Genomic DNA, 14,850 nt, shown 5'->3' with positions numbered 1-14,850 from the left:
CATCTGATTTATAAGCCATAAAAAAACCGGAGGCATCAAGCCTCCGGCCAGAACATCTTAGAATGTGACGCTTAGCTGTGCGCCTGCGCCCCAGGTTTCATCTTCACCAACCAGACCCATCAAATCGACATGGACACGGTTAAACGGTGCAAAACCGACACCGCCTGTGAAGACGTTTTTATCATCACCTTTCACATCCGCGCGGTAACCGGCCCGCACCGCCAGCCAGCTAAGCGGGCGAACTTCCGCACCAACGCCCACGTACTGTGAGTTTTTCTCGCTCTTAAAGCCTTTGGTTTCGGTTAAATCCCCGTCGGCGCTTAATGCCACCAGCTCATTATGCCAGGCCGCGCCAGCCGTCACTACCGGGCTAATCTGGTAGGTATCTTTGTAATTGGTGACCACACCGGTTCTACCATTGCGAATTCGAATATTCTGTGTATCGATATCGCGCGAGATAAGGTTGGTGCCGGTTAAGCCCACAGTGATGTTTTCACTAAGATCTGCCGCAGCACCGACATCGATGTTAAAGCCTGTGTCATCGGTACGATAACGGCTGTCTCTCAGGTCGCTGCTCTTATAGTCATAAATAGACGCGGTGTAGTTGTAGACCCACGTTTTTTGCAGTTTCGGCGTCACGCCAAGGGATAACGGCACGCCAGCGACTTCAAACTGGCGCGCCATGGCAATACCAAAGTCAGAGACGATTGCCGCACGACCGGCAGCAGTAGAGTTAAGGTTTTTGGTGATCTCTTCGCTACCGTTTGGCGAGACAACCGCCCGCAGCGCTTCGCTCAAAGCAATGCCGTCGTTGTTCTGGATGCCGCGCAGGTAATCAATATCTTGTTGATCGATATTCGAGCTGACACGGGCGTGGGCGTAGGCTTTGGTAACAAAGGCCAGCGAAAGCACATCATTGGGAATACTAACGGCAAGCCCGGCAGCGGCTTTGGCCTGCGCGGTTTTGCCTTTCAGGAACACCAGTTCGTCAGCCAGATCTTTCGCCGCCCCCTGGAACTGATTTAATGTACCAATCGGGTTAGCAATGACCTGTGCGGCGGTCAGGTTATCGACCACATCCTTGTAACCATCAATTTTGTCATTGATGTTATCGATTTCATCGCGAAGGTTATCTTTGTCGGTAATTTGCGCCTGCACGCTCGGCAGGATAATCGTGACGTCATCTTCCGGTTTGGCTTTCGCCAGCAGCGCCGGGTTGATGAGTGCCCCACTACCATAATTTGCCGATGCAACACCGGTTCCTCCCATTGCATCGTTACGTGCTTCTGCCCAGGTATTGGCTGCTCCTGCCTGATTTGCTGCAAAGAAGGAGACAGCGATAGCGACCACTGAAAGTTTACGTTTTTTATTCACAATATGTGTCTCGTAGCCAGATGAGTTTTTTTAAGCCTGTTTATTTTAAAAGAAACAGGAATTCACTATTGCTGCGAACAACGACCAAAAAAGAAGCTAAATCATGTGAACGTACAGGATATATATGAACGTTATAGTTATTGAGGAAACTCTCAATATTTATAGAAGAGGAAATTCGTTTCGGGAAGGAAAGTGAGAAAAGGAGTTTACGGGCGGCGATCTCGGCGTTTTGGGCAGGACATGGTAAAGTGTGGGTTTCTGTTCCCACCACCCCGAGGGCGCCAATGGATAAGACCACTTCGCAAGAGATGTTAGTGCAGGCTGAAAAGCTGTGCGCGCAGCGCAATGTGCGCCTGACTCCCCAGCGCCTTGAAGTGTTGCGATTACTGAGCCTGCAACAAGGGGCGATCAGCGCGTATGATTTGCTCGACCTGCTGCGCGAGAGCGAACCGCAAGCAAAACCGCCGACAGTTTACCGCGCGCTTGATTTCCTGCTGGAGCAAGGCTTTGTCCACAAGGTTGAGTCCACCAACAGTTACGTGCTGTGCCACCTTTTTGATCAGCCGACGCATACTTCTGCGATGTTTATTTGCGACCGCTGCGGTTCGGTGAAAGAAGAGCAGGCCGAAGGCGTGGAAGATATTATGCATGCGCTGGCGGCGAAAATGGGTTTTGCCCTGCGTCATAATGTGATTGAAGCCCATGGCCTGTGTGCCGCCTGCGTGGAAGTGGAAGCCTGCCGCCATCACGATCACTGCCACCATGACCATAGCGTCCCGCTAAAGAAAAAACCGCGATAATTGTTTCCCGTCTTTTATCAGCTCTTTATTACCTGCAACACAACCCGCCAGGTTTCGCATTTTAATGGCGGCGAGCAAGCGCATGCTGCGGGAGCCGTGGATCGGGCGAACTGTTGGTAAAACGAGGCAGAGAGGGATGCGATAAGAGCACAAAATCAGGAAGTTTGTGCGCAAAACAATGTAGTTAGAGTTAATAAATATGGAATCTGGAGGGGTGGTACATCCTTGTACCTTCGGGCAGGGTAGCCTTCAGAGGGTTAACACATTTGAGGGGATGTGCTGGCTACCAACGGTAATCATTACGCGTTTCCCAGTCCGTCACTTCTTTTTCCGCCTGATCTTTTGCGTAACCGTAACGTTCCTGGATTTTACCCACCAATTGATCACGTTTACCTTCAATGATAGTCATATCATCGTCGGTGAGTTTGCCCCATTTCTCTTTCACTGTGCCTTTAAACTGTTTCCAGTTACCGCCGACTTCGTCTTTATTCATCATGGACTCCTTATCGTTCGGTTAAAATGACGTTCTCACCGTGCTGAACGTACTGATTATTGTAGTCAGGGATTCGGCATTATGCATTTTATTCGGAATCTTTAACCATTTAACAAGATAAAAGCAGCGTAAACGAGACGAGAAAATCGGAGCACTACCTTAGAAAATAAAGCGCTATCAGGAAGGATCGCTGGCAGCAAACCAACTGTTGTTACGCCAGTGACGACGCCATATTAGCGCCAGCGTCAGCCCACGCAGAGCAAGGAATACAGCAAGTGACAGCCACAAACCGTGATTGCCCAAAACAGGCACGGTGAGTAGCGTAGCGGCAAACCCCGCCGCCGCCACTGCCATACTGTTACGCATTTCGGCCGCGCGCGTGGCACCGACAAACATACCGTCCAGCAGATAACACCACACCCCCACTAACGGTAAGATAACCTGCCAAATCAGATAATGTCCGGCAAGCTGTTGCAGCGCGGGTAACGATGTTAACAGCCCGATAATTTGCTGACCCGCCACTGCATACACAACGGCAAAGAACAGCGCCACCAGACCGGCCTGCCGGCAGGCAGCCCGCCAGATATGCATCAATTGACTGCCGTCTCTGGCACCGTAAGCCTGCCCGGAGTGCGCCTCAACCGCATACGCGAAACCATCCAGCGCATAGGCGGTAAAGGTTAAAAACATCATCAGCACCGCATTTGCCGCCACCGTCTCATCCCCGAGCCGGGCACCAAACACCGTTATCGAACCAAAGCAGAGTTGCAGCAGCAGCGAACGCAACATGATATCGCGGTTCAGCGCCAGCAAACGCCGTACGCCGCCGCGCCATGCGTTTTTCAGCGTCAGCAATGAAATGCCGCGCATTACCAGTACGTGTCGCACCATCCATAAACCAATAGCGAAGGTGGCGTATTCTGCGATGACCGTGGCAAGTGCTGCCCCTTGCACATTCATATGCAGCCCCATGACCAGCCACACATCGAGCACGATGTTGAGCAGATTCCCCACCACCAGCAATATCACCGGTGCACGCGCATACTGCACGCCGAGCAACCAACCGAGCAACACCAGATTGCCCAGCGAAGCAGGCGCACTCAACCAGCGAATATCCAGGAACCGTCGCGCCTGTTCCAGTACCGCCTCGCTACCGCCAGTGATATGCAGCGCCAGGTCGATAAGCGGCGTGCGCAACAGGGTAATCAACACGCCGGCCCCTAGCGCCAGCAGCAAAGGCTGGACTAACGCACGCGCCAGCGCGGGCGCATTTTTCGCGCCGAACGCCTGAGCTGTCAGCCCGGTGGTGCTCATGCGCAAAAAGAGCAGCAGCATAAAGAGAAAACTGGTCGCCGTTGCGCCAATCGCCACACCACCCAGGTAAACCGGGCTGTCCAGATGCCCCACTACCGCCGTATCCACCAGCCCCAGTAATGGGACAGTGATATTTGAGAAGATCATCGGCAGCGCAAGCCGCCAGAGCGCTTTGTCAGATGCGGTTAGCAGTGGCATGGTTTGAATATGAAATTTAATGAGGGAAAAGAGGAGATCGCTGCGGAACCTGGACCCGCCCCGCAGCAAAGCGAATGTGCGTTACAACCACGCGCCATTACGAATAACACCAACCGCCAGCCCTTCGATGGTGAAGTTTTGATCGCGAAGATCGACAACGATCGGGGAAAACTCGCTGTTTTCCGGCAACAGTTCGACGGTGTTACCCTGCTTTTTCAAACGCTTGACGGTCACTTCGTCTTCAATGCGCGCTACAACGACCTGCCCGTTACGCACATCCTGCGTTTTATGCACCGCCAGCAGATCGCCATCCATAATGCCAATGTCACGCATCGACATACCGCTAACGCGCAGCAGGAAATCCGCATGAGGTTTAAAGAGACTCGGATCGACCTGGTAATGGCCTTCGATATGCTGCTGAGCCAGCAGCGGCTCACCCGCAGCGACACGACCAATCAGCGGTAAGCCGATATCGTCCTCTTCTTCTTCAAGCAGCAGACGAAGGCCGCGTGATGCGCCAGATACGATTTCGATAACCCCTTTGCGCGCCAGCGCTTTGAGGTGTTCTTCCGCCGCATTTGGGGAACGGAACCCCAATTGCTGTGCGATTTCCGCACGCGTTGGTGGCATACCGGTTTGAGTGATGCGATCGCGAATAAGATCGAACACCTCTTGCTGCCTGGCCGTTAATGCTTTCATCCCGCCCCCTGGGTGTATATACAGTTATGCTGTGAGTATATACAGCTAAAGGCGATTTTGGAACCAAATTTAAGCAAAAAACCAGGGCGTTATCGAATTCTGGAAGCGTTATCGAAAATGTGACCACAGTAATGCGATCCAGGTAAACAGCGCCAGCAGGATGGACATCAGCACCGCCGCCGACCCCATATCCTTCGCCCGCCCGGAAAGTTCATGGAATTCCGAACCAATTCGATCAACCACGGCTTCGATGGCACTGTTCAGAATTTCGACAATCATTACCAGCGTCACAGAACCAATCAGCAGTACGCGCGTCATTGTGTCAATATCGAGCCAGCAAGCGATTATAATTGCCAGGATAACCGCAACGGACTCCTGACGAAATGCCGCTTCATTAATCCAGGCGGCGCGAACGCCTTTCCAGGAGTATCCAGCGGCTTTAATGATCCGGGTGAAACCGGTGGTATTATTAGCCATTTAAAAGAACCTTTTTATTAAATTGGCGTCAATGTCTCAGCAAGCGCGCAGCGGTACAACAGAAATTATGTGCGCTTTCTGATATTCTTGCGGCGCAATGGCACTATTAACCAGAGGCTTTACATCCTTTATGTCCGGCTGGCCACGAATTTACTACAAATTACTGAATTTACCATTAAGCGTGCTGGTAAAAAGTAAATCGATTCCCGCAGAACCTGCACAGGAACTGGGTCTCGATACATCACGCCCCATCATGTACGTGCTGCCTTATAACTCAAAGGCAGATTTACTGACTTTACGCGCGCAGTGTCTGGCGCATGAGTTGCCCGACCCGCTGGAACCGCTGGAAATCGACGGCGCGTTGCTGCCGCGTTTCGTGTTTATCCACGGTGGGCCGCGCGTGTTCACTTATTACGCGCCAAAAGAAGAGTCGATCAAGCTGTTCCACGACTACCTGGATCTACACCGCAGCCATCCCGATTTGGATGTGCAAATGGTGCCGGTATCGGTGATGTTTGGCCGTTCGCCCGGACGTGAAAAAGGCGAAATTAATCCGCCGCTGCGCATGCTGAACGGCATCCAGAAATTCTTTGCTGTTTCCTGGCTTGGCCGCGACAGCTTTGTGCGTTTTTCACCGCCGGTTTCGCTGCGCCGTATGGCGACGGAGCACGGCACCGATAAAATTATCGCGCAAAAACTGGCGCGCGTGGCGCGTATGCACTTTGCCCGCCAGCGTCTGGCCGCAGTAGGCCCACGTCTGCCGGCGCGTCAGGATTTGTTTAACAAATTGCTCTCTTCTAAAGCGATTGCCCGCGCGGTCGAAGATGAAGCGCGCAGCAAAAAAATCTCCCATGATAAAGCGCAGCAAAACGCCATCGCGCTGATGGAAGAGATCGCCGCGAATTTCTCCTACGAGATGATCCGCCTGACCGACCGCATTCTGGGTTTTACCTGGAACCGTCTCTATCAGGGCATCAATGTGCATAATGCAGAGCGCGTACGCCAGCTGGCGCACGACGGTCACGAAATTGTCTATGTGCCCTGCCATCGTAGCCATATGGACTACCTGCTGCTCTCCTATGTGCTCTATCACCAGGGGCTGGTGCCGCCGCATATCGCTGCCGGTATCAACCTGAATTTCTGGCCCGCCGGGCCGATTTTCCGCCGCCTGGGCGCTTTCTTCATTCGCCGCACCTTTAAAGGCAACAAGCTCTATTCCACCGTGTTCCGCGAATATCTGGGTGAGCTGTTCAGCCGCGGTTATTCGGTAGAGTACTTCGTTGAGGGCGGGCGTTCGCGCACCGGGCGCTTGCTGGATCCGAAAACCGGTACGCTGTCGATGACCATTCAGGCGATGCTGCGCGGCGGTACGCGCCCCATCACGCTGGTGCCGATTTACATCGGGTATGAACACGTGATGGAAGTGGGCACTTACGCCAAAGAGCTGCGTGGCGCGACAAAAGAGAAAGAGAGCCTGTTGCAGATGCTGCGTGGTTTAAGCAAGCTGCGTAACCTCGGTCAGGGCTATGTGAACTTCGGCGAACCCATTCCGCTAATGAACTACCTGAACCACCATGTTCCGGAGTGGCGCGAAGCCATCGATCCCATTGAATCCATCCGTCCGGCGTGGTTAACACCAACGGTGAACACCATTGCCGCTGATCTGATGGTGCGCATCAACAACGCCGGTGCGGCTAACGCCATGAACCTGTGCTGTACGGCGCTGCTGGCTTCCCGCCAGCGTTCGCTGACCCGCGAGCAACTGACCGAGCAGTTAAGCTGCTATCTCGAGCTGATGCGCAACGTGCCTTATTCGCCGGATTCGACCACGCCGTCGGCCAGCGCCAGCGAGCTTATCGACCACGCGCTGCAGATGAACAAGTTCGAAGTCGAGAAAGACACCATCGGCGATATCATCATTCTGCCGCGTGAGCAGGCGGTGTTGATGACGTACTACCGCAACAACATTGCGCATATGCTGATGCTGCCGTCGCTGCTGGCGGCGATTGTCACCCAGCACCGCGCTATCTCCCGTAGCGAGATCCTGCGCCACGTCGAGTTACTTTACCCGATGCTGAAAGCCGAGCTGTTCCTGCGCTGGGAAAAAACGGATCTGGCGCAAGTGCTGGAGAACCTGACGCAGGAGCTGCTGCGCCAGGGCTTGTTGACGGTGAAAGACGATCGTCTGAGCATCAATCCGGCGCACTCCCGCACCTTGCAACTGCTGGCGGCAGGCGCGCGCGAAACCTTACAGCGTTATGCCATCACTTTCTGGCTGCTGAGCGCCAACCCGGCGATGAACCGCAGTACGCTGGAAAAAGAGAGCCGCACGCTGGCGCAGCGCCTGTCGGTGCTGCACGGTATCAACGCGCCGGAGTTCTTCGATAAAGCGGTATTCAGTACGCTGGTGCTGACGCTACGCGATGAAGGTTATATCAGCGATACCGGCGATGCGGATCCGGCGCGTACCTTAAACGTGTACCAGATGCTGGCGGATTTGATAACGTCGGATGTGCGTCTGACGATTGAGAGCGCGACGCAAGCGGAAGCGTGAGGGTAAATGTTCCCCTCTCTTGCCGGAGAGGGGAAAAAACTCAAGGCAAATGCAGGTAACTTAACGCCAGCCCTAAAAACAGCACCAGCCCCACATAGTTATTGTTCATAAACGCTTTAAAACAGGCATCACGGTCACGCCCGGCAATCAACTTTTGCTGATAAACAAACAGCGCACCGGCGATCAGCACCGTCACGTAGTAGGTCCAGCCCAGCCCATTCAGCCAGCCAATCGACGCCATCAGCACCAGCACTGCCACCTGCAAAATGCCGATAATCAGCTTGTCGAAACGACCAAACAGAATTGCCGTCGACTTGATGCCAATCTTCACATCGTCGTCACGGTCAACCATCGCATACTGTGTGTCATACGCGACCGCCCACAGGATATTGGCGAGAAACATAATCCAGCAGCTCAGCGGTACAGATTCACTCACGGCTGCAAACGCCATCGGAATCGACCAGCCGAACGCCGCCCCGAGCACCACCTGCGGCAGATGCGTATAGCGCTTCATAAACGGGTAAACCCACGCCAGCGCCAGCGCCGCGACGGAGAGCAAAATGGTCATGACATTTAGCGTCAGCACCAGCGCGAAGGCCAGCAGCACTAGCACCACAAACAGCACGCGCGCTTCATTTTCCGTTACCGCGCCGCTTGGCAACGGGCGATTTGCCGTGCGTTTAACATGACCGTCGAATTTACGATCCGCATAGTCATTGACGACACAACCGGCAGCGCGCATCAGCCAGACGCCCGCGACAAAAACCAGCAAAATCCACAGCGGCGGCACGCCCGGCGTCGCCACCCACAGCGCCCACAGCGTTGGCCACAGCAGCAGCAAAGCGCCAATTGGTTTGTCCGTACGCATAAGCCTGTGAAAGGCCAACAGCTTATTCTGCGTGAGACTCCACTCCATTTTCTTTTCCTCTTAGTACAGCGGCGATGCAGGCAAAAACAGTTCGGTCAGCATCAGCGGTTTCCCGCCCAGACGCAGACGGGAACGGCGTCCCCAGAGCTGCTCATGACGACCGATTTCAATAAAGTCACGCGTAAGCGTAGATGAGGTAAAGAGATATCGCCCAAGCGGCGTTTTACCCAGGGTTTGCAGCGCCAGTTCCGGACCGCTCAGCGTAGATTCCGGCACCACGGTGCGTCCGGCGAGCCAGGGTTCCCCGTCGGCGCAGAGAATAATTTCCCGCAACCAGTAACGATCCTCCTTCGGCAGACTGTCGCGTTCTTCGGCGATCTCATCCACCGTCACAAAGCCTTCCCGAATCAGCGTAACGCTGACCGTCTTGCCTTGTTGCTCAAAACGTTTGGTCATTGAATCTTCCAGCAACAGCCACTCGAGCAGTTGCGGTTCAAGCGCGGGAATTGCGTCTACGTAGCGCAGCGCACGCAGTTGCGTAAGCGCAGGGTGTGACATGCCTTACTCTCCGGTACATAACGTAGCGTTATTGTATCGCAGAACCGGCGCACGGGGCGGGGAAACTTCATTCAGTTTTCATCAGCGCAACAGATGCGCAACAGCGCGCATCTGCGCCGGAAAAAAAGGTGCGTCAGGCGACGCACCAGTTGCTGCAAATATCAGCATTGTGGGGAGAGATTACCCCTTGCCTTTTACACTGCTGATAAAAGTGGCACGGGCGGATTTCGACCCGAGGCGTTCTGCTTCATTCAATAATTTCAGTGCCTTATCAATATCACCTTTGGCAGCGGCTTGTTTGATGGCCTGGTTAAAGTAGCTCTCTGTATCGTTGAGCATCGGCTCGCTTTTCGCCACTGGCGCAGGAGCCGCAGCGGGCGCGGCGGCAGGAGCTGGTTGCGTGTTGTAAGCCGGTGCAGCGGTATTGCCCACGGTAACGGAAGCCGGGCCAGAAGAGCCAAACAGCGGGCCGACTAATACACTGGAACCACTACTATTTTTCACCTTCAGGTTTACCACTCCGTCAGCAATATGACGGGCAATCGGATCGGGGATATCAGGGATCGCGTTGCCCACGCCTTTAGCATAGGCTTTGGCCGGATCGAGCAGTGTGGTGGTTTTCTGCAAATCACTTTCGGTCGTAAACGCAAGGATATAGAGCTTCTGCTGGCCCAGCGCAGGCGTCAGGCGCATAACCCCTTCCAGACGGTCAGCATTTAATACCCCCGGCTCCTGGTAGGTAAAATAGCTACTGGGGAAATAAGCCGCAGGCGACATGTTTTGATCAAATACCAGCACATTTGGCGCAAAAACCCCTGTATTTTTATTAACATCGCTGGAAAGCGTCAGCGTAAGCTCACCAATATTGGCAGGCACGCTAAACGCCGCAACGGGACCGGTTATGCCCGCGACGTTCAGATGCTGCCCACCTGTTGCAAGCCGAACCGTCTGGCTTTTGGACGTATCGACAGGTGTCCAGGTGAGTTGTTGAAGTACAGAGTTTGGAATCGACGGCGCTGCCGCGGTGTTCTGTGGGACGATATTCACATCAGCAAAACTGATACCCGGTGTGCCCGCCAGCAAACCCGTGGAGAGACACAGAGCGATGAGACTTTTTTTCATTTTCATTGTTATCACCTTCAGGATGCGAAACAGCGGTGGCCAGGCAATAGCGCGCTGTTTATCAGGAGTAGAGGGGCTTTCGCCCCTCTTTTGGTCATTACATGAGGGAAAAACTTACCACCAGATTTCCATCTGGGCACCGAAGCTCCATTCGTCGCTGTCGCCACGACCGAAGCTTGAGCCGCCCGTACCATTGCGGGTTGCCAGACCATAGTTGGCATTCGTGCCCGGATTACCGCTGGTGTTGTAGCCCCATTTTTCATCCCATTTCGCATAGGTTGCGAATACACGGATTGCCGGACGAGACCAGATGCTGTCGCCTGCTTGCCACTGTTGCGCAAGGGTGATTTTGTACTGATTGTTGGTGTCGTTTGTGCGCTGGGATTTGACGTTGTCATAACCGACTTCCAGCAAGGTACTCATGATTGGTGTCCATTTGTACATTGGGCGCACGCCGACGGTCCACCATTTGGTACCATTCTGGTTATCCCAATCAATGTCCTGATACATACCGACGTACATCAGATCCCAATTATCACCCAGAGAAATTGCACCGTGGTCGAGGATACGCAGCAGGGAGCCGTTGTTGTTGGCGCTATAAGGCAGTTTACTATTGCCCTCGATGCCAATACCGGAGCCTTGCGATAACCCTTTGCCCTGTGATGTCAGCGCATCGGTCGCATACTGCACGACAAATTTGTTATAGCCTTTCAGCATGCTCTGAACGTGTTCAGCGGTGAACATCCAGCCATCTTTCGTTTCGGTATTATCGTATAAATGGTAACCGTCACGGGTATTGGCGCGGCCATAGTCAACGCCGAACTCTAATGTACCGCCCGGGTTGACTGCCATCTGTGCCAGACGCACATCAAACACATCGTTAGCCGTTTTTTCGGTGTAATCATAAATACTGTTGCTGGCGAAGGTAGCGGAGCCGCCTGCTTCCGTCGAACGGGTTGCGGCCAGAGAGAGTTTACCAAAGCCGAGATCGACGTTTTCCAGACCAGCACCCGGGCCGGAGATGTCCCAGTAATAGAAGTCGATCATATGTACGTCATGACGCTGATAGAAGCGTTTACCTGCCCAGATCGTGGAGCCCGGCAGCGCATCAATCAGGTTTTTACCTTGTACGTTGGCTTCACGAAATGCTGGATCAGTAGCTTCCCAGTCATTTTGCTGCGCGACTGAGTACGCAACGTTCGTGTCGAAGTAGAAGCTTTTATCGCCTTCTTTCCACACTTCCTGACCGAGTTTTAATTCTGCATAGGTTTCACATTCGTTACCGAGACGGTATTTGGAACCTGCACCAGTGGCCTGGAAGCATTGCTGCTCACCGCCGCTGCCGGTCCAGCCAATCCCCGAACGGGCGTAACCTTTGAAATCAACAGCACCCGCCTGTGCAGACAGTATGCCTGCCGCGACGGCGAGAGCCAGTGGAAGTTTGCGCAGAGTAATCATCGTTCTATCTCCTGAGCTTGCTTTTCTTTTTTTACACATCCCCCTTCGCGCTATCTCTTTATTGGCTGCCGTCATGAATCCCGGTCAGGTACTTTTGTACGCTGCCGGAGAGTCATCACGTTGCCGCCTCGACATAATGCGAATGGCTTTGTGTAAACGCTTTGTGGGGTACGCTTAAACGCCCGGTTCTTTATGTAACCGGCGGCAGGCGGTGCCATCTTCACGGAACAGATGGCAACGCTCCGGCGGTAAGCCGATGGCGAATGTGGCACCCTCTTCTACCAGCACCACGTCGTTCTGGCGGTAGACCAGGTTCTGACGTATTGCAGGGATCTGGATATGAATTTGTGTTTCGTGGCCAAGCTGTTCGACGACCTGAACTTCGCCCTCCAGCGTGACATCAGCGATGTCGCTGGGCAGCAGATGCTCCGGGCGGATGCCCAAAGACATATTTGCGCCGACCTGCACATTGGCGCTGTCCACCGGCAGCCACACGCGCTGGCGGTTAGGCAGCTCAACCTGAACCTGTTCAATGGCGGTAGAGGTCACTTTTACCGGCAGGAAATTCATCTTCGGCGAGCCGATAAAACCGGCGACAAAACGGTCTGCCGGGTAGTGATACAGCTCCAGCGGTTTACCCACTTGCGCCACGCGCCCGGCATCGAGCACCACGATTTTGTCGGCCAGCGTCATCGCTTCCACCTGATCGTGGGTGACGTAAATCATCGTGCGGCCAAGACGTTTGTGCAGACGGGAGATCTCAATACGCATCTGCACACGCAGGGCGGCATCAAGGTTGGAGAGAGGTTCATCAAGCAAGAAGACGCTGGGTTCAGCCACCAGCGTACGACCGATCGCCACACGCTGACGCTGACCGCCAGAAAGGGCTTTCGGTTTGCGATCCAGTAAATGCGCCAGTTGCAGCACTTCCGCTACTTGCGTGACGCGCGATTTGATCATCTCTTTTTTCGCGCCCGCTAACTTCAGGCCGAAAGACATATTTTCCGCAACTGACAAATGCGGATAGAGCGCGTAGGACTGAAACACCATGCCAACGCCGCGTTCTGCGGGAGGAACCTCATTCATGCGGGTATCGCCAATCAGCAAATCCCCGCTGGTGATGGTTTCCAGCCCGGCAATCATGCGCAGCAGCGTCGATTTACCACAGCCTGACGGACCGACAAACACCACGAATTCTCCTTCGTGGATGTCGAGACTGATGTCTTTCGACACCACCACATCGCCCCAGGCTTTCGTTACATTACGCAGCTGTACGCTCGCCATGCCCTTCTCCCTTCGTTACAACCTGTCACCAACAGAAACATTCAACGTGGGCTGACTATGGAGCATCGATTCAGCGGGCGAATCCTCCACCCCCCTGGTTTTTTGTGGGGGAGGAGGCGGGAGGATGAGAACAATGTCTCTGCCCCCTGGACAGGCGGGCTGCGGGCATTTTCGTGATGGGCTCTGCAAAAATCGGCGCTTTTTTATGTGCGCTAACACACATAATGCAAATCTCTGTAACAGAGATCACACAAATCGCCCCAGGGGCGTAGGGTTAAGGAGGATGAGAAGCGCTTGTCAAAAAAGGAGACTAATCCCGTCGAACTACCTTGAGCGTATCCACGAGCACATCACCTAAAGGACGGGATATATGAAAATCAAAACAGGCGCACGCATCCTCGCTTTGTCCGCAGTGGCGACGATGATGTTTTCCGCCTCTGCCCTCGCCAAAATCGAAGAAGGTAAGCTGGTCATTTGGATCAACGGCGACAAAGGATATAACGGCCTTGCCGAAGTGGGTAAGAAATTTGAGAAAGACACCGGCATTAAAGTTACCGTAGAACACCCGGATAAACTGGAAGAGAAATTCCCGCAGGTTGCTGCAACCGGCGACGGCCCGGACATTATTTTCTGGGCACACGACCGCTTTGGTGGCTATGCGCAATCCGGTCTGCTGGCAGAAGTCACCCCGGATAAAGCCTTCCAGGACAAGCTGTACCCCTTCACCTGGGACGCGGTGCGTTACAACGGTAAGCTGATTGCCTACCCGATTGCTGTCGAATCCTTATCGCTGATTTACAACAAAGACCTCGTGCCAAACCCGCCGAAAACCTGGGAAGAGATCCCGGCGCTGGATAAGCAGCTGAAAGCGAAAGGTAAGAGCGCGTTGATGTTCAACCTGCAAGAACCGTACTTCACCTGGCCGCTGATTGCCGCCGACGGCGGTTACGCCTTCAAGTTTGAAAACGGCAAATACGACGTGAAAGATGTCGGCGTCGACAACGCAGGCGCGAAAGCGGGTCTTAGCTTCCTCGTGAAGCTGATTAAAGACAAACACATGAATGCCGACACGGATTACTCGATTGCAGAAGCGGCGTTCAACAAAGGTGAAACCGCGATGACCATCAATGGTCCGTGGGCGTGGGCCAACATTGATAAGAGCAAAGTCAACTACGGCGTCGCGCTGCTGCCAACCTTTAAAGGTAAGCCTTCTAAACCGTTCGTTGGCGTGCTGAGCGCAGGCATCAACGCCGCCAGCCCGAACAAAGAGCTGGCGAAAGAGTTCCTCGAAAACTATCTGCTGACCGATCAAGGCCTGGCAGACGTTAACAAGGACAAACCGCTGGGTGCGGTCGCGCTGAAATCCTATCAGGATCAGTTAGCGAAAGACCAACGCATCGCCGCGACCATGGATAACGCGAAAACCGGTGAAATTATGCCGAACATCCCGCAAATGGCCGCCTTCTGGTACGCCACACGCACCGCGGTTATCAACGCCGTTAGCGATCGCCAGACCGTCGACGCCGCGCTGAAAGACGCCCAGGGTCGTATTACCAAGTAAAAATGTGAATGCCTTATCCCCGCACGGGGATAAGGCGAATTGGACATGTTGTATACGCGGCATCCTTCACGCGCATCATGTCGGCAACGT

The 14,850-nt window shown here is 53.9% G+C and carries 13 protein-coding genes; 3 read left to right on the top strand and 10 right to left on the bottom strand.

The features are described from left to right. Positions 1–57: 57 nt before the first annotated feature. On the bottom strand, positions 58–1,374 hold the full coding sequence (traF, locus tag DFO56_RS07315; protein WP_045511734.1) for a conjugal transfer protein TraF: 1,317 nt from the start codon (positions 1,372–1,374) through the stop codon (positions 58–60). Positions 1,375–1,658: 284 nt separating this feature from the next. Here traF and zur point away from each other — a divergent pair, with 284 nt between their 5' ends. Further along, entirely contained in the window at positions 1,659–2,174 is a 516-nt protein-coding gene (zur, locus tag DFO56_RS07310) for a zinc uptake transcriptional repressor Zur (RefSeq protein ID WP_020456115.1), read from the top strand. A 283-nt stretch (positions 2,175–2,457) separates the two neighbouring features. On the opposite strand, the gene DFO56_RS07305 is transcribed toward zur, so the two are convergent. From DFO56_RS07305 to DFO56_RS07290, 4 genes are all read right to left on the bottom strand, one after another. Then, positions 2,458–2,667, bottom strand: a complete 210-nt coding sequence (locus DFO56_RS07305; protein WP_007372427.1) for a CsbD family protein — start codon at positions 2,665–2,667, stop codon at positions 2,458–2,460. Between the two features lie 177 nt (positions 2,668–2,844). Beyond that, positions 2,845–4,179 carry an MATE family efflux transporter DinF gene (dinF, locus tag DFO56_RS07300; protein ID WP_045511882.1) on the bottom strand — a complete coding sequence of 445 codons (1,335 nt, stop codon included), beginning with the start codon at positions 4,177–4,179 and terminating at the stop codon, positions 2,845–2,847. An 81-nt stretch (positions 4,180–4,260) separates the two neighbouring features. Further along, the gene (gene lexA / locus DFO56_RS07295; protein WP_017459437.1) at positions 4,261–4,878 is read right to left on the bottom strand and encodes a transcriptional repressor LexA; all 618 of its coding nucleotides are present in this window, start codon (positions 4,876–4,878) and stop codon (positions 4,261–4,263) included. 108 nt (positions 4,879–4,986) lie between these two features. Further along, complete coding sequence (locus tag DFO56_RS07290) at positions 4,987–5,355, bottom strand: diacylglycerol kinase (protein WP_020456113.1); 369 nt, start codon at positions 5,353–5,355, stop codon at positions 4,987–4,989. A 130-nt stretch (positions 5,356–5,485) separates the two neighbouring features. On the opposite strand from DFO56_RS07290, the gene plsB reads away from it, so the two are divergent. Further along, positions 5,486–7,909, top strand: a complete 2,424-nt coding sequence (gene plsB / locus DFO56_RS07285; RefSeq protein ID WP_045511731.1) for a glycerol-3-phosphate 1-O-acyltransferase PlsB — start codon at positions 5,486–5,488, stop codon at positions 7,907–7,909. 40 nt (positions 7,910–7,949) lie between these two features. On the opposite strand, the gene ubiA is transcribed toward plsB, so the two are convergent. From ubiA to malK, 5 genes are all read right to left on the bottom strand, one after another. Beyond that, positions 7,950–8,825 carry a 4-hydroxybenzoate octaprenyltransferase gene (gene ubiA, locus DFO56_RS07280; RefSeq protein WP_045511728.1) on the bottom strand — a complete coding sequence of 292 codons (876 nt, stop codon included), beginning with the start codon at positions 8,823–8,825 and terminating at the stop codon, positions 7,950–7,952. A 12-nt stretch (positions 8,826–8,837) separates the two neighbouring features. Next, positions 8,838–9,335, bottom strand: coding sequence for a chorismate lyase (gene ubiC / locus DFO56_RS07275; RefSeq protein ID WP_017459433.1), 498 nt, complete (start codon positions 9,333–9,335; stop codon positions 8,838–8,840). A 180-nt stretch (positions 9,336–9,515) separates the two neighbouring features. Continuing rightward, positions 9,516–10,463, bottom strand: coding sequence for a maltose operon protein MalM (gene malM, locus DFO56_RS07270; RefSeq protein WP_045511725.1), 948 nt, complete (start codon positions 10,461–10,463; stop codon positions 9,516–9,518). A 108-nt stretch (positions 10,464–10,571) separates the two neighbouring features. After that, on the bottom strand, positions 10,572–11,915 hold the full coding sequence (locus tag DFO56_RS07265; protein WP_045511721.1) for a maltoporin: 1,344 nt from the start codon (positions 11,913–11,915) through the stop codon (positions 10,572–10,574). A gap of 174 nt (positions 11,916–12,089) precedes the next feature. Continuing rightward, a complete protein-coding gene (malK, locus tag DFO56_RS07255; protein WP_020456108.1) occupies positions 12,090–13,199 on the bottom strand; it encodes a maltose/maltodextrin ABC transporter ATP-binding protein MalK in 1,110 nt (369 codons plus the stop codon). Between the two features lie 370 nt (positions 13,200–13,569). Between malK and malE the strand changes: the two genes are divergently transcribed. After that, the gene (gene malE / locus DFO56_RS07245; protein WP_045511719.1) at positions 13,570–14,760 is read left to right on the top strand and encodes a maltose/maltodextrin ABC transporter substrate-binding protein MalE; all 1,191 of its coding nucleotides are present in this window, start codon (positions 13,570–13,572) and stop codon (positions 14,758–14,760) included. The last annotated feature ends 90 nt before the right edge of the window (positions 14,761–14,850 follow it).

It is taken from the genome of Kosakonia sp. AG348, from assembly GCF_003337365.1.
Classification (GTDB): Bacteria; Pseudomonadota; Gammaproteobacteria; order Enterobacterales; family Enterobacteriaceae; genus Kosakonia.
Note: the sequence above shows the minus strand (reverse complement) of the source record. Positions and strands in the feature narration are given on the sequence as shown.